The organism is Pseudomonas sp. QL9 (assembly GCF_041409665.1).
In the GTDB taxonomy this organism is placed as follows: Bacteria; Pseudomonadota; Gammaproteobacteria; order Pseudomonadales; family Pseudomonadaceae; genus Pseudomonas; species Pseudomonas knackmussii.
The window spans coordinates 533,266-552,763 of record NZ_CP166971.1; the positions used below are offsets into that span (position 1 = coordinate 533,266).

The following is a 19,498-nucleotide window of genomic DNA, read 5'->3' on the forward strand; positions in this document are numbered from 1 at the left end:
TCAGTGCACCGCCCGCGCCATCAGCAGGCGCAGGTCCCAGTCGGCGTCCGGGGCGGTTTCGGCGAGCACGCGGAACAGCCCCTCCAGTTGCGGCACCTGCCGGCGCCCAGGCGCATGCAGGTAAAGCGGCAGGCGGTCGGCGCCCTCCTCCATCAGGCGGCGCTGGCGCTGCAGCAGTGCCGCGAGCTCCTCGTCACCGTCGCCACTGCCCTGGCTGAACACCCGCAGCCATTGCCCCTCGCGGGCGACCAGGCCGGTGCTGCGCTCGGGCTCGGCGACCAGGAAGATGAAATCGTCGCCCTGCAATTGCCCACGGTAGTGATTGAAGGCAGCCATCACGTACGGCTGCACCGAGACCAGCCGCAGGCCGTGCGCATCGGTCAGCGCGCGCAGGCGCTCGAGCAGCGCTTGCGGTAGCGCCGCAGCCAGGCGCGGCAGGCCGTGGGGCTCGGCGCTGACGCTGAGCTGCCAGGCCATTTCGCTATTGCCGAAGATGCGTTCCAGGCAGGCGCCGGCATACTCCAGCAGCTCGGCCGGGCTGCCGATCTCCTCGCACCAGGGCACCCGGCAGAAGCGGCAGTACTGGCTGGAGAGCACCACCCAGAGGTCGGCGCGGGCGCGGCGGCGCTCGCCGAGCAGGCCGTCCAGGGCGTCCAGCGCCGAGCTCCAGCCGCCGATGCAGGCGACGTCGCCGAGCCACTCCAGGCCCCGGTTACCGCGACGGTACAGGCCGACGCCCGAGGCGCCGAGCACTGCCACGTATCGCTCACGCCACGAAAGTGACACGGTTGATCTCCTCGAGCGTCGTGCGCCCTTCGCGTACCAGTTCCAGGGCGGAGGCGCGCAGCAGGCGCAGGCCGCGGCTGCACGCCAGCTCGCGGATGCGCGAGATCGGCTGGCGCTCGACGATCATCTGCCGCAGGTCGTCGTCCAGGCGCAGCAGTTCGGCGATGGCCGTACGCCCGCGGTAGCCGCTGCCCCGGCAGCGCCCGCAGCCGACCGCGCGGACGAAACGGTGGTCCTGCAGCGCGCGCCCATCGAGGCCGGCCTCGTGCAGCTCGGCGAGCGTCGGCGTGTAGGGCTGCGCACAGTCCGGACAGGCCTGGCGCACCAGGCGCTGGGCGAGCACGGCGTTGAGCGCGGAAACGAAGCTGTACGGGTCGACCTCCATCTGCGTGAAGCGGCCGATGACGTCGAAGACGTTGTTGGCGTGGATGGTGGTGAACACCAGGTGCCCGGTGAGCGCGGACTGCACGGCGATCTGCGCGGTGTCCGGGTCGCGGATCTCGCCGACCATGATCTTGTCCGGGTCGTGGCGCAGGATCGAACGCAGGCCGCGGGCGAAGGTCAGGCCCTTCTTCTCGTTCACCGGGATCTGCAGCACGCCCGGCAACTGGTACTCCACCGGGTCCTCGATGGTGATGATCTTGTCCACGCCGTGGTTGATCTCGGTGATCATCGCGTACAGCGTGGTGGTCTTGCCGCTGCCGGTGGGGCCGGTCACCAGCACCATGCCGTAGGGCTCGCAGGCCAGCCGGCGCAGCGCCACCAGGGTCTCGTCGGCGAAGCCCAGGGCTTCCAGGCGCACGCCCTGCACGCGGTCGGCCAGGTCCTGCTTGTCGAGCACGCGCAGCACCGCGTCCTCGCCGAAGATGCTCGGCATGATCGACACGCGGAAGTCGATCTGCCGGCCGTTGATGGCGATCTTGAAGCGGCCGTCCTGGGGTACGCGCTTCTCGCCGATGTCCAGCTCGGCCATCACCTTCACCCGCGACAGCACCTGGTCGGCGAGCTCCTGGCCGGCCACCTTGCCGATGGCGGCGAGCACGCCGTCGACCCGGTACTTGATCGCCAGGCCGCTGCCGGTCATGCCCAGGTGGATGTCGCTGGCGTGCATCTTCAGCGCGTCGTAGAGCGTCGAGTTGACCAGCTTGATGACCACGCTGGAGTCCTCGGCGATGCTGGTCAGCGACAGCGATTCGAGGCTCTCGTGCTCACCGCCGGCGCCGGCTTCGGCCTGCAGCGAGGCGACCGCGTGGAAGCCCTCCTCGTGCTTGGCGAGGAAGGCGCGCAGGTCGTCGGCCAGCACCAGGTACAGGGGCGCGCCTTGCAGGCACTCGTCGATCCAGGCCAGGCGGGCGTCGTCGAAGGGGTCGGCGAATACGCCGATGTCGCGCTCGCCGTGGCGCAGCATGACGAACTCGCGCTTGAGCGCCTGGGCGAGGCTCACGCGCTCGAACAGCGGGGTCGCGGCGAACAGCGCCGCGCCATCGAGGATCGGGTAATGCAAGGTAGCGCCGAGGCTGGCGAGGAAGGCCTCGGCGGGCAGGCCTGCCAGGGCCTGCAGGGCTTCCAGGGAGGATTCGTCGTGGCTCGCCGCGCGTTGTCGGGCGGCATGCAACAGCTCGTCCGCGAATGCCTGCGGCGGCACAGGAGCCACCGCGACCACCGCCTCGACCGCCAGCGAGAGACTGTCCATGTGCGGACCTCCTGGTCCCTGGAGCAATCATTCACCGGCAAAGCCCCGGCATCCAGCCGGCTATCCGTTCGCCCCTCAGGGCTTGCGGGTGTTCTCTCCACTGGCCATCGGATCGTCGTCCGTGTCCTGTTCCGGTGGCTCCACCTGTCGGCGCTCACCCAGGACCCAACTGCCGTCGTACAGCCGCAGAGGGAATGACTCTGCCTTCACCCGGCGCCGCTCGACGAACCCTTGCTGCTTGTCGACCCGTCCCCGATGGGGGACCTGTAGTAGTTCGAGGACCGTACGAGCCAGTTCCGCCAGCGGGAAAGGCTTGAACAGGATGTGGCTGATCCCCAGTTGCGCCGCCCGGTCCCGGACCTGGCTGGTCGGGTGGCCGGTGATCAGCACGCAGTGGCAGCTCCTGTCGCGGCGGATGGCTTCCAGTACCTCGAACCCCTCCATGTCGGGCAGACGGTAGTCGAGCACGATCAGGTCCGGCTGGAAGCTCGCGGCAGCGGCGATGGCGGATGCGCCATCGTTGCTCACCTGGACTTCCAGGCACTTCGCCTCGAGGAAATTGCCGAGGTTCTGCGCAAGGATCAGTTCGTCTTCGACCACCAATACTTTGTTCGCCAAGGTGGACTCCTGCTAGCCGTACAACTTGTCAGCAGAGCCTGGAGCGCGCCTCGATTGGGCTAACGCACGCTTCATGCCAGGCTCGCCTCCCCCTGCACGACCTCCTATGTCATTGATTTTCCATGGCCGGTTTGGTCATGCCGGCGACTTTCCCCAACTCCGGTGGGGATGCCCCGGAGGTTTGCCCCAGTGCTTCCCCACTTGCGGGGAATCCTCCCCGTTCGGCTCGCTCGATGTGCGCCTGCTCGCGCAGATGACGCAATCCGAGTTGCCCGGCCTCCCGTGTGCGCTGGCGTTCCAGCCAGGTTCGCACCGCCGCCAGGGCCTGCTTTTCGTCCGGCTCCCGTGCCGCACGATGCTCCTCGACGCGGATCAGGTGCCAGCCATAGCGACTGTGCACGGGACCTGCGAGTTCCCCCGGCGTGCCGGCGAAGGCCACGTGTTCGAATTCTGGAACCATCGCTCCACGTGGAAAATAGCCCAGATCGCCACCCGCGCCAGCACTGGCGTCCCGCGAACGCTGCCGCGCCAGGGCGGCGAAGTCGGCGCCGGCACGCAGTTGCGCGGCCAGGTTGCGTGCCCGGCGCTCGTCTTCCGCACTTTCGGCCGGCAGCAGGATATGCCGTGCGCGCAGCGTCTCCGGACTGCGCAGCTGCTCGCGCCGCGCCGCGTAGAAGCTGCGCACGTCCGCCTCGCTGGGTGCGTCAGCCTTGCTGAGCTCGGCGTACATCCGCTGCGCCGCCAGCTCATGGCGCAGGTATTCACGGTAGGACGCCTCGTCGAATCCGGCGTCGCCCAGGCGCCGGGAAAAATTCTCCGCCCCGCCGAAGCCGAGCCGCCGTTCCTCCACAGCCGCGTCCAGGGTTGCTTCGTCGATCAGCAGGCCGCGCCGCCCGGCCTCCTGCCACAGCAGCTCGCGGTCGATCAGCTGCTCCAGGGCCTCGTCGCGCAGGCGGCCGTACAGCGTCGGGCTGCGGATCGCGCCGAGGCTGCGGCCCTGGGTCGCCAGGTATTCCTCGAAATAGCGTTGCAGGCGCCAGTCGCTGATGCCCACGCCGTTGACCCGCGCGGCCAGCGGCTCGTCGGCCTGCGCCGCAAGTACGCCGAGCAGCGCCAGCAGGCCGAGCCACAGGCGTTTCATAGCGCCGACTCCAGGCGCACGTAGTTGCCCACGCCGACGAAGTTCCGCTTCGGCAGCTCGACCCGGACGATGTGCGCGCCGTTGGCGCCGATGCGCCGGCCGGGGCCGAAGCCCAGCGCCGGGGTCAGCCCGGTCGGCAGGTTGTCGATGCCCTCCAGCGCGCGCACCAGGCCTTCGCGGCTGAGGTTGCGGCCGCTGCGGCGGAGCCCTTCGGCCAGCAGCTGCACCGAGCAATAGGCGCTAACCTGCAGCAGCGCGTGGCGCCCGTCGAGGCCGCTGGCCTGGCGTGCCGCCTGCAGCCCGGCGACGCCCGCCGCGGTCCAGTCCCCGGGGACGAAGGGGAACGCCAGGTAGAGCTGGCCGTCGAAGCTCGTCGGCAAGGCGCCGGTGCTGCTGGCGACCTGGCCGGCGATGGCGAACAGGAAGGGATCGGCGCCTGCCCGCTGCAGTTGCTCCACCACCCGGGTGAAAGGCGCGCCGCTACCCAGGAAGAACACGCTGCGCGGCGGCGGATCGCCGGCCAGCGGGGCCTCGCCGCCGGCGAAGGGATGCAGGCTCAGGCGGCTCCAGCCATCGTCGCCCAGGCGCCGCGCCAGGCGCTGGGCCAGGCCGCCGTCGCCCTGCGGATAGACCAGCCAGCTCTCTTCGGCGCCCAGGCGCAGGTCGTCGCGGGCGTAGCGCGCCAGCGCCAGCATCTGTTCGCCCAGGCCCGGCAGCGGCTGGAACACCAGCGGCCCGCTGGGCGTAGTGTCCCCCAGCGGCAAGGCGCCGACCAGCGGCACGCCGCGGCGTTGCAGCTCGGCGGCCAGCTCGTCGTCCAGCGCCGGCGCCAGCGAGGTCAGCAGGCCGAACACGCGACGCTCGTCGAGCAGCTCCGTCAAGGCGCGGTGCGCGCTGTCGCGATCACTGCCGGCATCGACTATCACCAGCTCCAGCTGCCGGCCATGGATGCCGCCCTCGGCGTTCAGCGCCGCCACCGCGCCCTGCAGTACGCCGGCCAGGGTATGGCCGAGGTCGGCCAGCGGGCCGCTCAGCGGCAGCAGGCTGCCTACGAGCAGGCGGTCGTCCGCGATGCCAGGGTCGCGATCCTGGTCGAGCACCTGGATGTAGCTCGCCAGGCTGGCCATGTCGCGCTCGGACAGGGCGAAGCGCGGCATAGCCGGGTCCAGCGGATTGCCTGCCGGATCACGCCCCTCGCGGACGGCGCGGGCCAGGCTGCGGACGTCGTAGGCCGGGTAGCGGCGGCCGTTTACGTCCTGCCCATAAGCCGTGGTCAGGCGCTGCCAGGTAATGTCCGGCGGCCGCACCCCGCCCTCGCTGCGGCCGCGACCGTCGGGGCCATGGCAGTTGGCGCAGGGCATGGACTGGGCATCCATCAGCAGGTCGGCGGCACCGATCCGCGCGCCGATCTGCGCGCCGGAGGGCGACTTGCCCTCGCGGTAGATCAGCCGGCCCTCGACCCGCTCGTTGGCAATCAGCTCGGCGCCCACCGGCCCCAACCAGGCCAACAGCACCAAGCCGGCCGCGCCCCACCACAGGCGGCGCACGATCAGCGCCCCGCCAGGGGCATGGCGAGCAGTTGCAGGCGCTGGGCGATGGCGTTGGCCGGCGCGTCCGGGCGGATCTTGCTCCAGCGCTTGTTGGCCACGTCACCGGCGATCAGCAGCGTGGAATGCTGCTCGGGGCTCTGCACCAGGTGCCCCAGGCGGCCGAGCACCAGGGCCATGTCCTGTGGCGTGCCGGTGAGGAACAGCCAGCGCTGGCCGGCCACGCCGTGCTTCTGGGTGAAGGCCTTGAGCACTTCGGGGGTGTCGTTGACCGGGTCGCTGGTCAGGGACACGAACAGCACCTTCTCGGCCTGCTCCGGCCCCAGCGCCTCGCGCACCTCGCGCAGCTTGCGGGTGATCAGCGGGCAGGCGTCGTTGCAGTGGGTGAAGACCACGTTGAGCAGCACCACCTGGTCCTTCAGCACGTCGCTGTAGAAGCGCAGGCGGCGGCCGTCCTGGTCGAGCAGGACGGTATCGGTGAAGTAGGTCCGCGCATCGTGCGTACCGGTGGTCGGCGGCGGTGCTGGCGGCGTCATCGCCGCGGGCGCCGCGCCGCCGTGCTCGCCTTCGTGAGCGAGCGCCACGGTGCCGGCCAGGCCCAGGGTGCATAGCAGCGCCAAGCGCTGCCAGGCGTTCACGGTTGCACCTCGGCGGTCAGCGCCCCGCCGTGGCCGGCATCGCCGCGCGCGGCCTGCAACTCGGCGACCTTGGCCAGCAGCACGCTGGGATCGGTGAAGCCATAGAAGCGCGTCCAGCGGTCGCTGCGCCCGTCGCCGACCATGATCAGCGGCGGATGGCTCTCGTAGTCGGCGCTCCAGGCGCCCAGCGCCTTGAGGGTGTCGTCCACCGCCAGCGGCTCGCCGGTCAGCCAGCGCCAGCCGGGGCCGGCCTGGTAGCGCCGGGAGTAGTCCTGCAGGCGCTGCGGGGTGTCGCGCTGCGGATCGACGCTGATCGACACCAGGCTGACCTCGCGGCCGACCTGCTCGCCCAACTGCTTCTGCAGCTTGCCCATGATCGAGGACACCAGCGGGCAGACCGTGGTGCAGCTGGTGTAGACGAAGCCCATGACCACGATGCGGTCGGCCACCAGGTCGTTGCGCAGGTTGACCGTGCGGCCGTCCTGGTCGAGCAGCGGGCGGTCGACGAAGGCCACCTCGCTGGTCTCGCTGTGCTTTTGCGGCTGGCCGTGGCCGGCGTGCTCGCCGGTGGAGTGGGCGGCAGCTGAAGTCGCCAGGATCAGGGACATGCAGAACACCAGCGGTTTGAGGCTCATGGCGTACTCCTTGTCTCACGGAAGATAAAAGTCTCAACGGGAAGTGAGGGCCCTGGGTGGCAGCACACGCAGGCTCGCCGAGCCTTCGCTGCCGCCCAGGCCGAGGGATGGCGAGCGCACGTGCAGGTACCAGGCGCCGGGCTGGTCGAGGTACAGGCAGGCCTCGTAGACGCCCTCGCCCACCTCGCGCACGGATACTTCGCGCGGCAGGCTGGACGGCGCCAGGAAGTAGCGCACGCGCAGGTCGCCGATGCCCTTGCGCGGCGCCCCGCTGCGGCCGTCGACGATGCGGAAGCGCGCCTTCGCCTCGCCCGTTCCCGGCAGCGGGGTTCGCTGCACGAGGAACTCCACCTTCGGCCCGCCGTAGCGCGCCTCCAATTGCGGATCGACCGCCACCTCGGCGCTGAAGCAGTGGATCAGCTGTGGCTGGTTGAGCATGAAGGCGACGTCGAACCTGCCCGCTGCCGGCAGGCGTACCCGCGCGCTGTACAGGCCCGGCTCGACCTCGCGCAGGCTGCGGTCGATCACCCGCACCGCGCGCGCCGCATGGCCCCGGTTGGGGTACGCGGACATGGGCGCGTTCATCCCCTCGGCATAGAAGTAGGTGCTGTTGTCCACCGGATTGACCACGAACACCGACTGCGAGTCGCGGCCGATGCCCAGGCTCTCGGCCAGCGGCAGGTCGCCGGCCTGGCGCGGCGCGGCGGGCCCGGCTTCGAAGCCCTGCATGATGGGCACCCGGCCGGCGCTGAGCGAGCTCAGGTTGAGCATCGTCACGCGTGGCGTGGAGAGCCCGCGGATATAGGCGTACTGGCGGCTGAAGGTCACCTGGAAGGGCTCGCCCGGCACCGCGAGGTCGTGGACCAGCTTGTCGCTGCCTGCATCCACGATCAGCACGCGGTCGTCGAGCGTGTTCAGCGCGATGCCGTAGCGCCCGTCGTCGCTGAAGCGCATCGGCCCCAGGCCGCGGCCGACGGTGAGCACGCTGCGCAACGTGTGGCTGCGCGCGTCGATCACGCTGATGTTGCCCGTCTCGCCATCGGTGACGTAGACCGCCTCGGACAACGCCGAGTAGGCCACTGCCAGCGGTTGCGGCCCGGTCTTCAGGGTTTCGAGCAGCTTCAACCCGGCGATGTCGTAGATGCTCAGGGTGCCGCTGTCGCGGTTGCTGACGAAGGCGAAGCGCGAGGCGCGGTCGAAGGCGATCTCATGGTGGCCCAGGCCGCTGGGCAGGTGCGCGACGAGCTTCCGGGTCTGCGTATCGATCACGCTGACGCCGCTTTCGTCGGCCTTCTCGGCATTGTTGCCGACCCACAGGTAGCGCCCGTCGGGCTGCAGCGCCACGCGCACCGGCCGGACGCCGGCGTCGAGGTTGCCGAGCACCTGGAAGCGCTCGGCGTCGATCAGCGCCACCTGCCCCGCCTCCGGCATGGACACGTAGATGCGCTTGCCATCGGCGGAGGCCGTCCAGTCCATCGGCGGGCGCTTCAGGCCGATGCGCGCGAGCGTGCTGGTAACCCCGGCGAGGGAGACATTGGGGTCGATCACCGTGAGGCTGGCGTCGCGGTTCATCAGCAGCAGGAAGTAGCTGTTCAGGTCCACCAGCGGGCGCGCGCCCAGGCTGCTCTTGAGGTACATGCCGACCCGCGCCTTGCAGCTCATCTCGCCGTGCTGCAGGGAATGGTCGAGCCAGGCGCCGGGGTTGGCCGCGCCCAGCGGCTGCCCCGACGCCAGGTCGCGGATGCGGAAGCTCAGGTCGGCGAAGCCGCCCTCCTGCAGGCGCTGGCCGCTCACCGGGCGCGCCTGGAACTCGATGCGCAGGCCGTCGCGCTCGAGGCTCCCGGACGTCCCCGGCGCCTCCTCCGCCTGGGCGGCGGCGCCGAGCAGCACGGCCAGTACCAGCAACGTCATCCTTGCCTTCATGCTCGTCTCCTCGCCACTCAGGGCTCGTCGCTGACCCGCAGGATGCCCCACAGCCCGCCGGCGTTTCCGAAGCCGGCGTAGTCGCGGAACAGGTAGTCCCCCGGCACCGCGTTGGCGCCGCCGGCACTGGGGATGGCGAAGGTGAAGTGCGCCGCCGGCAGCACGCTTTCCTGGGCCCCCGAGTACATCGCCATGGGGTTCAGGCCGAAGCGCACCGAGCCGATTCCCGATTGGTCCATGGGGTAGCCGCCGGCATCGGATTTCTCCGCCAGGAAGCCGCCCAGCGGCCACAGGTGCCCGTCGAGCTGGAAGGTCGAGCTGCGCGCGCCGCCGGAAGTCATCAGCACGTGCAGGCGCAGCGGCTGCCCCGGACGCGCCTTGAGCACCGGGGTCTGCGGATCGCCGCCGACCAGCGCGTTGCTGTAGGCCATGTGCGCGTTGTCCAGGTCGGCCCAGCCGTGCCCGTCGGCGTGGCCGAAGGGCGCGTTGGGGGCCATGCCGAAGCGGTACCAGAGCGGTTCGCTGCGGTAGTTGATGGCCATGCCGGAGTTGTCCTCCGGGTCCACCGGCACGCCGAAGCCTTCGGACGCCATGTTCTCCACCGGGCGGCCGTTGGCCCAGCGCAGGTTCAGGGCTTTCTGCCAGAGCAGCGAGAAGTCGCGGTAGGCGACGCCGCTGCTGGGCTGCACCGTGGCCGAGGCGCGCGAGGCGGCATCCTCGGTCCAGCTGGCGCCGGCCGGGAGGATGCTCATCGAGCCGCCCAGGCCCTTCTGGCCCTGCTTGATGACGTCCGCGGCGATCAGGTTCAGGCCGCCGAACTCGATGGGCGTGGCGTTGATGTTGTCCACGCGCCGGCCCAGCTGGGTGATCGGCTTGCCTTCGCGCTCCAGGTGCCCGGCGTAGTACTGGTAGGTCCGGGTCGGCCAGGCGCCGCTGTTGCCGGCGCGCGGGGCCACGGTCTGCACCGGGTTGCGGCCGACGTTGAAGCCGTCGGAACGGGTCACGTCGAAGGACAGCAGCTGCGCGTGCAGGCCGACGTGGCTGGAGGGCCGCATCAGGTTGTTGTTGAAGGCGGTGGCGCCGTCCTGGTCGAAGCGGTTGCGTTTCACCGTGTCCTGCATCACCGCGTAGTTGGTGAGGTCCGGCATCACCAGCGGCAGGCGGTTCTCCAGGGTGATGCTGATGCAGTCGCCGGCATTGGCGCGCAGCACCAGCGGCTCGATCGGCACGCCGGGCTTGAGCTTGCCGGTCTGCGCATCGAGGTCGGCCTTGCGCACGTAGAGGATCGCGGTCGGGTCGTGCAACGGCCCGGCCTGCCCGCCAACGGTGAGGGTGGTGACGGTGCCGTTTTCCACCTCGGTCACGGTGGCCTGCGGGATGCTCGTCGCCCGCGAGTTGTAGACCAGGGTGCCACCGGCCGCATTCAGCGGTCCGCCGACGTGCTGGCCGGCACCGGCCGGGTCGCCGATGGTCAGGTTCAACGGGTTGCTCAGGATGTCGTTGGCCAGCGCCGCGACGATTTCGTAGCTGCGCTTGGGCGTGGGCCGCGTACCGATGCCGTTGAGGTTAGGGCTGGTGCGCGGGCAGGCGCCGTCGTAGGCCGTGGTGTTGCGCGCGGCCAGCGGCGAGGGGTTGTTCGGCAGCGGGAAGAGGTCGCTGCGCGCCGCCGTGTAGTTGCGCATCACGCCCCAGATGCCGCTCCAGTAGCCTTCGATGGAGGCATCCATGGTGTACAGGTAGTCGGCGGTGTCGCTGGCCGAACTGGAGAGCATGTTGATCGGCGCGACGAAGCCCAGCTGCTCGGAGATCCCGGCCATCTGCGAGGCGCGCCAGCCGGAGTTGGAGCTGTTGCCGTAGCCGGTGCCGGTCTGCAGCCACTTCAGCCCGTGCAGGGTGACGTTGTGCGCCTCCTCGTAGCCGCCGGCGTTGACCCGCAGGCGCACGTTGTCGCCGCTGTAGGTGCGCAGCATCGGCGTGAAGGGGTCGCCCGGTTCGTCGCCGCGGTTGATGTGCGGCGGGAACAGCGTGGCCGCGCCGGTCGGGCCGACCGCCGAGGTGATCGCGCTGGGCGCCAGGTTCATCGCCGGGACCTTGCGGTCGGTGCGGCTCTGCAGGGCATAGGCGAGGTCGCCGGCATAGCCGTCGGCCTGCATGCCCGGACGGCCGTCGGGCCCGGTGCGGGTCGGGTCGTAGACGCGCAGTCCCACCGGCTCCTGGCGGTAGTTGACGACGAAGATGCCCGGGTCATCGACCGAAATCGCCTGCGGGCAAGGCCGGCTCGGGCAACCCGGCACGGCGCCACCCTGCACTTCGACGATGCCGTCGAGCGGGTTGGACGCCGCCTCGCGCACCGGCGGGTTGATCGCGTAGCGGAAGCTGTCGGTGCCGGCCGGATAGGCGTCGGCGTTGGGCACGCCGTCGGGACCGGCGCCGACATAGACGCCCGCCTCGTAGGCATGCTGGAAGTCGCTGTACTCCAGGAAGAACTCGCGGAAGCTGTCGTTGTTGCCGTCGCCGTCCATGTCGCCGGTGGCGATCACCGCCTGCCACGAGGTCGGCCCGCCGTCCTGGCGACCGCCACCGTTGTACAGCGGCTCGCCGCTCTCGGCGTGGTACCAGGTGGAGCCGGCCGGCTCGGTCAGCACGGTGGCGTAGAGGCCCAGCTGCTGGTGGGTGGATGGGCCGAGGTGGTCATGGGTGAAGATGTTGCCCAGGCCACGGTCGATGTTGCGGGTGTTCACCAGCGGGTCGGCGAACCAGCGCTGCATCTGCGTGCGCGCGCCGAGCCAGTCGGCGCGGCCGTAGCGGCCGAAGAACGGGTGCTGCTTGGCTTTCGGACACTGCTCGCTCTCGTCGTTGTCGGCACAGCCGTTGAATTCGCGGATGGCGTGGATGCGCTCGACCACCGCGCCGGGGGAGAGAATGCCGTCCTCGTAGTTCCAGCCGTTGGCCGAGCCGTCGGCGGCGGTCAGGTCCCACTTGGGCAGGTGGATGTGCTGGCCGATCACGTCGGTGGGGGTGCGGATCTGGTAGTCGTCCAGCTCGTAGTACGACGGAATCAGGTTGGTGTGCTGGTACATGGTGCAGTCGAAGGTGTTCATCCGCATCACCAGCGGTTCCGGCGCCTTCTGCTTGTTGATCACCGGCCAGGCGTCCTCCCACAGGGCGATGATCCGGGCCTGCGGGAAGTGGTAGCCGACCTTGTTGAACACGGCGTCGAACTGGATGTTGGCGCCCTTGTAGATGCGCGGGCGGTCGGCGGTGAACTGCGAGGCGCCGCTGAAGGACAGGCCATTGCCGCCGAAGAAACTGCCGCTGCCGGCATCGCGGGTCAGGCGCTTGCCACGGTCATCCATGCAGGGCTCGAAGAAGGGTGCGCCCCCCACCGGCGGTGCGCCGTTGGTGCGGAAGGCACGCGGCTCGGGCGCGCGCCCCGGCAGCAAGGCATAGCTGGGGTGCTCGGCCATCGCGTGATAGGCCATCGCAGCCTGCTCGACGTCGGTGCCCTCCTCCGGGAAGAACACCGCCTTGGCCTTGTGCACGGACTTGGAGAAGTCCAGCGGCGTGGTCGTGGTCTCCGCCTCGCCGCCGGCGGCTACGCCGTCCAGCGTGTGGCGCGACAGGCCGCCGTCCCAGCCGGCGACCTGGTTCGCATCGAGGTTGGCCCACAGCGCCTTGCCGGTGGCCTTGAGCGCAGTGGCCTTGGCCGGGTCGAGCATGTCCAGCGGCGGGGTCGGCGGACGCTGGCCGACGGTGCTCTCGATGCCGCCGATCCAGAACGGATAGCCGGGGTTCTTCAGGCTGCCATCGGCATTGCGGTTGATGTCGCTGCGGTCGACCAGCGCGACCGAGCCGACCACTTTCGCCTCGCCCGCACCGTTGTTCGGATGATCGTCGTCGCCCTCGTCTTCCTCCTCTTCCTCCTCGTTCTGCGCAACCAGCGTTTGCTCGAGCTTGGGCACCACGCTGACCAGGCCGGGCATCGGCGCCATGGCCTTGCCGGGCAGCGGAACGATGGCCGGGATCGGCGTGCCGGCGACGATCTCGCCGTCGGGCAGCGCCCGCGCGCCTTGCGCCGGCTTGCCGCTGCGCAGGGCGAAGGGCTGGGTATGGAAGCCGTCGGCGCCCTGCCCCGAAACCTCCAGGCGGGTGCCTTCCTCGAACACGTCGTGGACCCGCCACATGGCCCACATGCCCTGGGCGAAGTGCGGGTAGAAGTGGCAGTGGTAGATGGCGTCGCCAGCCACGCGGTTGCGGTTGCCCGAACCGCCGTTGGCGATCTCGTAGGTGTAGCCCGAGCCCGGGCCTATGCCCTGGGCGTCGATGTAGTCGGAGTTGTCGTCGTTGGGGTTGTACAGCCACTGGTGGCCGTGCAGGTGGAAGATGTGCTGTTCCTTGCCGTTGTGCGTATTGCGGAACTTCACGAAGTCGCCGATGTAGCTGTGCGCGACGTTCGACGGCTCGGCCGGGTACAGGGCCATGCTCGCCTTGATCCCGGTGGCATCCGCATCGGGCACCTCGCCGGGGCGGATGTTCTCCAGGCCGACGTTGGCCGGCACGTCCACCAGCATCGCCACGTCGCCCACGGTGTGCGCGCTGAGGAAGAACTCCTCGTAGGCGCAGGACAGGCAGTCGTGCATCGGCCCCACGCCGAGGCGGTTGGCGATCACCTCGGCGCCGATGCCGCCGGAGCCGTAGTTGATCATGAAGCCGTCGCGGGTCGGCTCCAGCACGTGGCCGAACACCGGGTCGTCCCAGTAGCCGGGGAAGGCCTGGGTGGCGACCGCCTCGTCATTGAATACCGCGGCGAAATCGCGGAAGGCCTCCAGGCGATTGGGCAGCGCCGGGTTGCGCTTGCCGACGCTCTCCAGCGGATAGGTATCGGGAGTGAAGCTGCCGTCGGGGTTGGAGCCCATGACGATGGCATCGGCATCGCTGGCGACGATCTCGTTGCCATCGACCATGGCCAGTACCGGGCGCCCGGCCTTGCCTTCGGCGATCCAAGGCTCGCGCTGCGGATAGCGCGCCTCGTAGTCGATCACCGGCTGGCCGGTCGGCGTGCGGCCGGTGGTGGCCAGGCGCAGCTCCTCCTCGGTGACCACGCTGCGGTAGGTGCGACCGCTCTTCGGCACCACGATCACCTGGGCATACAGGCCGTTGGCGACGTTGCCGCTGGAGCCCTCGCCGCCAAAGGTGGCGCCCTGGCTGGTAGCGGCGAAGACGCCCTCGCGCTCGGCGAACAGGGTGTAGGACCGGCTGGCGCCGGGCGGCACCAGGAAGTTGCCGTTGCGGCCGACGTTGGAAGCGATGTCCTGGATCGAGTTGACCGCCTGCATGCCGCTGACGCTGAAGCCAACGTGCCGGTCGGTGACCTGGTCGTCGGCCTGGCCCAACGGGCCTTCGGCATGCCCGCCGCCCCCGGTCGCATCGCCCTCCGCACCGTCCGCGCCTTCGGCACCGTCCGGGGCCTCGGCGAGGTCATCCGCCGAATGCGGGTTGGCCTGGTAGGCCAGCAGGTTCTGCAGGTTGACCGTCAGGCAGTCGCCGGCCGCCACCCTTAGCACCAGCGGGCGCGGGCGCTTGTCCGGGCGCAGGCTGACCTTGCCCGGCGCAGCGGCGCCACCCCGGGTGAGCGGCACCAACTGATCGTCCACCACGTCCTCGCGCAGGGCGAAGATCATGCCGTTGACGTTCTGCGCGCCCAGGCGGTTGAACATCAGCGGCTGGTCGAAAGCGACCACGTTGGCCACCAGGCTGCGCTTGCACTGAACGGCGGCCTCGGCGGCCTGCTCGGCGCCGCCGGCCAGCACCAGCAGCGCGGCGGCAAGCCATGGACGGGATTGCCGGCAAGGCCGGCAGGCGGACGGGTGTTGGGGCCGGGTCATGGTCATGCGCTCCCTGGTTGGGACCTTCAGAGCGCATCGAGCAAAGCCTGTGCCAGTAAATTAATCGTTATTCATCAATACTTTGCGAATACACCCCGGCGGTTGCCGGGGGTTATTCCCCGGCGTTGGGGACAGCTTCCCCGGCGTTGTGGCGGGCGTAGGAGCGAGCTTGCTCGCGAACCTCACGGCACGAACACCGAACCTGTAGGGCGAATAACCCCGAGGGGGTTATCCGCCGTTTTCGTGCCGGGCGGCGGCGCATAACCGCGAACGCGGTTATGCGCCCTACGGGAATCGGCGCGGGGATTTTCGCGGACAAGGTCCGCTTGTGTCTGCAGACATCGATAAGATCGAAGGTGAGAGCGGCGGGAGGCAAGCTGCAGGTCCGCGGTGTTCGAGCACGGGTAGGAGCCCAAGCTGCCTCCCGCCGTCCTCTGACCAAGCCCGAACAGTTGAACGAGTCAAACCTCGAACCACAAGCGTGGGCAGTCAGAGTGCTCTCGCCATGGATTTTACGAGGGTTTGATCATGACGTGTTGGGTAGGTATCGATGTGGCCAAGGACTCGCTGGCCGTATGGCTTCGGCCGCAGGGCAAGAGCTTCAGCGTCTCCAATGATGAGGCGGGGCATCAGCAACTCATAGCGCTGCTCGCCGAAGACAAGCCTGCTCGGATCGTACTGGAGGCTACTGGCGGCTATGAGACTCCGGTCATGTTCGCCTTGTCCCGGGCCAACCACGCCATCTCGCGGCTGAACCCCGTGCGGGTGCGGGCGTTTGCCACCGCCATGGGCAAGCAGGCCAAGACCGACCCCATCGATGCGGCCGTGCTGGCACACCTGGCCCAGACGCTGGAGGAGGCCCCTAGCACTGTCCCTTCACCAGAGCGCGATCGGCTACGCGAGCTGGTACAGCGCCGGGAACAGCTGGTCAGCCAGCGTGATGACGAGCGTCGTCGTTTGCCTCAGGCCAGGGACGCATTTGTGCGGAAATGCCTGGAGGATGCCATCAAGGCCTTGAAAGACATGATTCGCCGCTATGACCGGGAAATTGCCAAGGCCATGGCTGCCGTGGACTCCGAGCAGGCCCAGCAGCTTGCTCAGGTCAAGGGCATCGGCCCTGTCACTGTTGCTGGGTTGCTGGCGTATTTGCCGGAGCTGGGGCAACTGAATCGGCGCCAGATCGCCGCTCTGGTGGGACTCGCGCCCTACAACAGCGACAGCGGCCAGAAGTCAGGCCAGCGTCGTATCCGCGGCGGGCGCGGCATGATGCGGCGCATCCTGTACATGGCGACCTGGTCGGTCATTCGCTACCAGAACGACTTCTCCCAGCGTTACCACTGCCTGCGCGAGAACGGGCGCTGCGCGAAGGTCGCTCTGGTGGCCTGCATGCGCGTACTCATCGTACGGTTGAATGCCATGGTCAGAGACGGCACCTGCTGGAGAACAGGTGCCGAGTGAAAGACAGTTGCTCCTACACCCACGCACCGCGCCCCCATTCACGTCTTCCCCGCGAACGCAGGGATCCAATGTCTTGTACAAATCGGGGCTTGTGCGACATCCCTGTCGCCCGACCTCCTCAACGGGGGTTTCGCTCGGCCTTCTGAAAGGAGCGTTCGGCGTGTGCGGATGTTTCGCTGGAAGACCTAAGAGCCAGAGCGAAGCGATGCTGTTCTTCGTAGGAGCGAGCTTGCTCGCGAACCGCACGGCACGGTGTTCCCCTGTAGGAGCGGCCCATGGCCGCGATCGCGCGCATGGCGCGCTCCTACACGCTGGAATCGGCGAGGGGATTTTCGCGGATGCAATCCGCGCTTTCGGGGCAAACCGGGGCTGCCCCCACCCACGGGGAAATTCCCCACTCCCGGGGTTGGCTCAGAGGGGGGCGGCTTTCGACAGGCGCTTGTAGCTCTCCAGCACGTTCGGTACGTAGCGCTGGGTTTCCGCGTAGGCCGGCACCTTGCCGGCCTTGCTGACCGCTTCGGGGCCGGCGTTGTAGGCGGCTACCGCCAGGGCCAGGTCGTTGTCGAAGCGCTGCAGCAGCTGCTTGAGGTAGCGCGCGCCGCCGCGGATGTTCGCCGCCGGGTCCCAGACGTCGCCCACGCCCATCTGCCTTGCGGTGTCGGGCATCAGCTGCATCAATCCCGCGGCGCCTTTGTGCGAGCGGGCACGCGCGTCGTAGCCCGATTCCACCTGGATGAGTGCGTGCAGCAGCGCCGGCGGCAGGTCGTTGGCCGCGGCGGCGGTTTCGATCAGTTCGGCGTAGGGGCGCTGTTTCAGGTCCTCGCTCCAGCCGCCGAGCACCAGCTTGCCAGGGCCCGGCGCCGGCATCGGCTCCGGGTACACCTGCGTATAGCGGCGCCCCGGCTGCTGCAGGTTGGAGAGTTCCAGGCTGCCGTCGGCGCCCTCGGACACGTAGATATCCGCCCGTGCCCCATCCGCTGCGGCCAGCAGCAACGCCAGCCAGGCCACTGCCAAGGATTTCGCCCGCGCCATGCTCGACTCCCGGCGCCGGTGCTGAACGGGGGAAATTCCCCACTCCCGGCGCCCTTTGCCCCCTTCACGCAAAGCCCGTGCCCGCCCGCGAAACCCAGCTGCCATGCGGCCTGGCTGCATGGGTGCGACTTTGCACAGGGCTTGCATAGCCCCTCTCGACCAGGGCTCGGCCCGTCCGCTCAGGAGATCGTCGATGAACGCTCGCCCCGCTTTCGCCCGCCCTCGCATGGCGGGCTTCACCCTCCTGGAACTGCTGGTAGTACTGGTGGTGCTCGGCCTGCTCGCCGGCCTGGTGGCGCCGAAATACTTCAGCCAGCTGGGGCGCTCCGAGGCCAAGGTGGCGCGGGCGCAGATCGAGGGCCTGGGCAAGGCCCTGGACCTGTATCGCCTGGAGACCGGCCACTACCCCTCCTCCGAGCAAGGCCTGCAGGCCCTGGTGAATGCGCCCAGCGGCGAGGCGCGCTGGAAGGGTCCGTACCTGGCGAAAGCCGTGCCGCAGGACCCTTGGGGCCGCGACTACATCTACCGCTCGCCGGGCGAGAACGGCGACTACGACCTGATGTCGATGGGCAAGGACGGCCAACCCGGCGGCGACGGCGAGAACGCCGAAGTCACCAGTTGGCAGTGACCGGCCATGCGCTTCCGGATCAAGGCGCTCGACGCCCAGGCCGCCGTTGTGCACTGCCAGATCGAGGCCGCGAGCCCGACCGAGGCGCGCCGCCAGGCCGAGCAGCAGGGCCTGCGCGTGCTCGCCCTGCGCGGTGCCGGCGGTTTGTCGCTGCGCGGTCTGCAACGGCGCGAGCAGTTCCCCCTGGTGCTGTTCAGCCAGGAACTAACCACCCTGCTCGACGCCGGCCTGCCGCTGATCGATGCGCTGGAAAGCCTGGCCGAGAAGGAAGGCGCGAACCTCGCCCGCAAGACCCTGGAGGAGCTGGTGCGCCTGCTCTACGAAGGCAAGTCGCTGTCGCAGGCGCTGACGCTGCTGCCGCAAGTCTTCCCGCCGCTGTACGTGGCGCTGGTGCAATCGAGTGAAAAGACCGGCGCGGTGAGCGCCGCGCTCAGCCGCTACGTGGCCTACCGGCAGCGCATCGACGAGGTACGCCAGAAGGTCACCAGCGCCTCGGTCTACCCGGCGCTGCTGTTGATAGTCGGCGGTGGCGTGCTGCTGTTCCTCATGGGCTACGTGGTGCCGCGCTTCAGCCTGGTGTTCGAGGGGCTGGGCACCAACCTGCCGTGGCTGTCGCGGGTGCTGATGAGCGGCGGCCTGTTCTTCCACGACCACCAGCAGACGCTGATGGCCACCGCGCTGGCGTTGGTCCTGGGCTTCACCCTGTTGCTGCGCCAGCCACGCTTCCGCGCCCTGCTCGGCGAGCTGCTCGAACACCTGCCAGCCATTCACCGGCGCCTGGTGATGTACGAGCTGGCGCGCTTCTACCGCTCGCTGGGCATCCTGCTGCAGGGCGGCATTCCGCTGCTGACTGCCATGGAGATGGCCCGCAACCTGCTCGGCGCCGCCTCGCGCACGCGGCTGGACGAGGCCTGCCGGCTGATCCGCGAAGGGCGTGCCTTGTCGGCCGCACTCGAGGTCAATCGATTGGCCACGCCCGTGTCGCTGCGCCTGCTGCGCGCGGGTGAACAGTCGGGGAATCTAGGGGAAATGATGGAGCGCACGGCGGACTTCTACGACGAAGAGCTGAGCCGCTGGATGGACTGGTTCATGCGCCTGTTCGAGCCGCTGCTGATGACCGGCATCGGCATCCTCATCGGGGTCATCGTGATCCTGATGTACATCCCGATCTTTGAACTCGCCTCGAGCATTCGCTGAGTTCAGGCGAGGTCGTCGTCATGCGGCGGGCCGATGCGCGCCACCACCTCGCGGGCGATCAGGCAGACCAGGCCGAACAGGAACGGCAGGAACACGTGCAGCAGGCCGCCCTCGAACTCCAGCAGATGCCGCGTCCAGTCGCTCCAGTGATGGGAGGTAACAAAGATTATCGTTTGCAATCCATTTACGATCAGTACCAGGGATACACCGAGACCGCAGACTGCCAGGAGATCGAGGGACTTGATCAGCAGCTTCTTGCGGCCAGGCGTCATGCGGTTCCGGGTCCTGCTGGTGGAGGTATCAAAACCATAGCAAAC

Annotated in this window: 14 protein-coding genes; 3 read left to right on the top strand and 11 right to left on the bottom strand. The window is 69.0% G+C overall.

What is annotated here, in order from left to right:
• From ACA097_RS02520 to mnxG, 9 genes are all read right to left on the bottom strand, one after another.
• On the bottom strand, positions 1–786 hold the full coding sequence (locus ACA097_RS02520; protein ID WP_371368305.1) for a hypothetical protein: 786 nt from the start codon (positions 784–786) through the stop codon (positions 1–3).
• Positions 767–2,479: a GspE/PulE family protein gene (locus ACA097_RS02525; RefSeq protein ID WP_371368307.1), complete on the bottom strand. Its 1,713-nt coding sequence runs from the start codon at positions 2,477–2,479 to the stop codon at positions 767–769. The genes ACA097_RS02520 and ACA097_RS02525 overlap by 20 nt, the downstream gene beginning before the upstream one ends.
• 75 nt (positions 2,480–2,554) lie before the next feature.
• Positions 2,555–3,097, bottom strand: coding sequence for a response regulator (locus ACA097_RS02530; RefSeq protein ID WP_371368309.1), 543 nt, complete (start codon positions 3,095–3,097; stop codon positions 2,555–2,557).
• Positions 3,098–3,206: 109 nt separating this feature from the next.
• A complete protein-coding gene (locus ACA097_RS02535; RefSeq protein ID WP_371368311.1) occupies positions 3,207–4,238 on the bottom strand; it encodes a peptidylprolyl isomerase in 1,032 nt (343 codons plus the stop codon).
• Positions 4,235–5,785: an ABC transporter substrate-binding protein gene (locus ACA097_RS02540; protein ID WP_371368313.1), complete on the bottom strand. Its 1,551-nt coding sequence runs from the start codon at positions 5,783–5,785 to the stop codon at positions 4,235–4,237. Before ACA097_RS02540 ends, ACA097_RS02535 begins: the two co-directional genes overlap by 4 nt.
• Before the next feature lie 2 nt (positions 5,786–5,787).
• Positions 5,788–6,423: an SCO family protein gene (locus ACA097_RS02545; protein WP_371368315.1), complete on the bottom strand. Its 636-nt coding sequence runs from the start codon at positions 6,421–6,423 to the stop codon at positions 5,788–5,790.
• A complete protein-coding gene (locus ACA097_RS02550) occupies positions 6,420–7,058 on the bottom strand; it encodes an SCO family protein (protein ID WP_043251382.1) in 639 nt (212 codons plus the stop codon). The genes ACA097_RS02545 and ACA097_RS02550 overlap by 4 nt, the downstream gene beginning before the upstream one ends.
• Before the next feature lie 33 nt (positions 7,059–7,091).
• Positions 7,092–8,981 (bottom strand): cytochrome D1 domain-containing protein, encoded by a 1,890-nt coding sequence (locus ACA097_RS02555; protein ID WP_371368318.1) that lies wholly within the window; start codon positions 8,979–8,981, stop codon positions 7,092–7,094.
• 17 nt (positions 8,982–8,998) lie between these two features.
• The gene (mnxG, locus tag ACA097_RS02560; protein WP_371368320.1) at positions 8,999–14,866 is read right to left on the bottom strand and encodes a manganese-oxidizing multicopper oxidase MnxG; all 5,868 of its coding nucleotides are present in this window, start codon (positions 14,864–14,866) and stop codon (positions 8,999–9,001) included.
• A gap of 528 nt (positions 14,867–15,394) precedes the next feature.
• On the opposite strand from mnxG, the gene ACA097_RS02565 reads away from it, so the two are divergent.
• Positions 15,395–16,324: an IS110 family transposase gene (locus ACA097_RS02565; RefSeq protein WP_371365817.1), complete on the top strand. Its 930-nt coding sequence runs from the start codon at positions 15,395–15,397 to the stop codon at positions 16,322–16,324.
• Between the two features lie 411 nt (positions 16,325–16,735).
• Here the strand turns inward: ACA097_RS02565 and ACA097_RS02570 are convergent, their stop codons facing one another.
• Positions 16,736–17,356 carry a lytic transglycosylase domain-containing protein gene (locus ACA097_RS02570; RefSeq protein WP_371368322.1) on the bottom strand — a complete coding sequence of 207 codons (621 nt, stop codon included), beginning with the start codon at positions 17,354–17,356 and terminating at the stop codon, positions 16,736–16,738.
• Between the two features lie 193 nt (positions 17,357–17,549).
• Between ACA097_RS02570 and gspG the strand changes: the two genes are divergently transcribed.
• Together gspG and ACA097_RS02580 are read left to right on the top strand one after the other, a co-directional pair.
• Positions 17,550–17,984: a type II secretion system major pseudopilin GspG gene (gspG, locus tag ACA097_RS02575; RefSeq protein ID WP_160286617.1), complete on the top strand. Its 435-nt coding sequence runs from the start codon at positions 17,550–17,552 to the stop codon at positions 17,982–17,984.
• Between the two features lie 6 nt (positions 17,985–17,990).
• Entirely contained in the window at positions 17,991–19,181 is a 1,191-nt protein-coding gene (locus ACA097_RS02580) for a type II secretion system F family protein (RefSeq protein ID WP_371368325.1), read from the top strand.
• Positions 19,182–19,183: 2 nt separating this feature from the next.
• Here ACA097_RS02580 and ACA097_RS02585 read toward each other — a convergent pair whose 3' ends face one another.
• Complete coding sequence (locus tag ACA097_RS02585) at positions 19,184–19,453, bottom strand: hypothetical protein (RefSeq protein ID WP_160286615.1); 270 nt, start codon at positions 19,451–19,453, stop codon at positions 19,184–19,186.
• Positions 19,454–19,498 lie beyond the last annotated feature (45 nt).

What these genes read in the sequence shown, in the direction of transcription:
- ACA097_RS02570 (WP_371368322.1), bottom strand. Translation starts at nt 17,356, where the DNA reads ATGGCGCGGGCGAAATCCTTGGCAGTGGCCTGGCTGGCGTTGCTGCTG.
- mnxG (WP_371368320.1), bottom strand. Translation starts at nt 14,866, where the DNA reads ATGACCCGGCCCCAACACCCGTCCGCCTGCCGGCCTTGCCGGCAATCC.
- ACA097_RS02585 (WP_160286615.1), bottom strand. Translation starts at nt 19,453, where the DNA reads ATGACGCCTGGCCGCAAGAAGCTGCTGATCAAGTCCCTCGATCTCCTG.
- ACA097_RS02565 (WP_371365817.1), top strand. Translation starts at nt 15,395, where the DNA reads ATGACGTGTTGGGTAGGTATCGATGTGGCCAAGGACTCGCTGGCCGTA.
- gspG (WP_160286617.1), top strand. Translation starts at nt 17,550, where the DNA reads ATGAACGCTCGCCCCGCTTTCGCCCGCCCTCGCATGGCGGGCTTCACC.
- ACA097_RS02550 (WP_043251382.1), bottom strand. Translation starts at nt 7,058, where the DNA reads ATGAGCCTCAAACCGCTGGTGTTCTGCATGTCCCTGATCCTGGCGACT.
- ACA097_RS02525 (WP_371368307.1), bottom strand. Translation starts at nt 2,479, where the DNA reads ATGGACAGTCTCTCGCTGGCGGTCGAGGCGGTGGTCGCGGTGGCTCCT.
- ACA097_RS02535 (WP_371368311.1), bottom strand. Translation starts at nt 4,238, where the DNA reads ATGAAACGCCTGTGGCTCGGCCTGCTGGCGCTGCTCGGCGTACTTGCG.
- ACA097_RS02580 (WP_371368325.1), top strand. Translation starts at nt 17,991, where the DNA reads ATGCGCTTCCGGATCAAGGCGCTCGACGCCCAGGCCGCCGTTGTGCAC.
- ACA097_RS02555 (WP_371368318.1), bottom strand. Translation starts at nt 8,981, where the DNA reads ATGAAGGCAAGGATGACGTTGCTGGTACTGGCCGTGCTGCTCGGCGCC.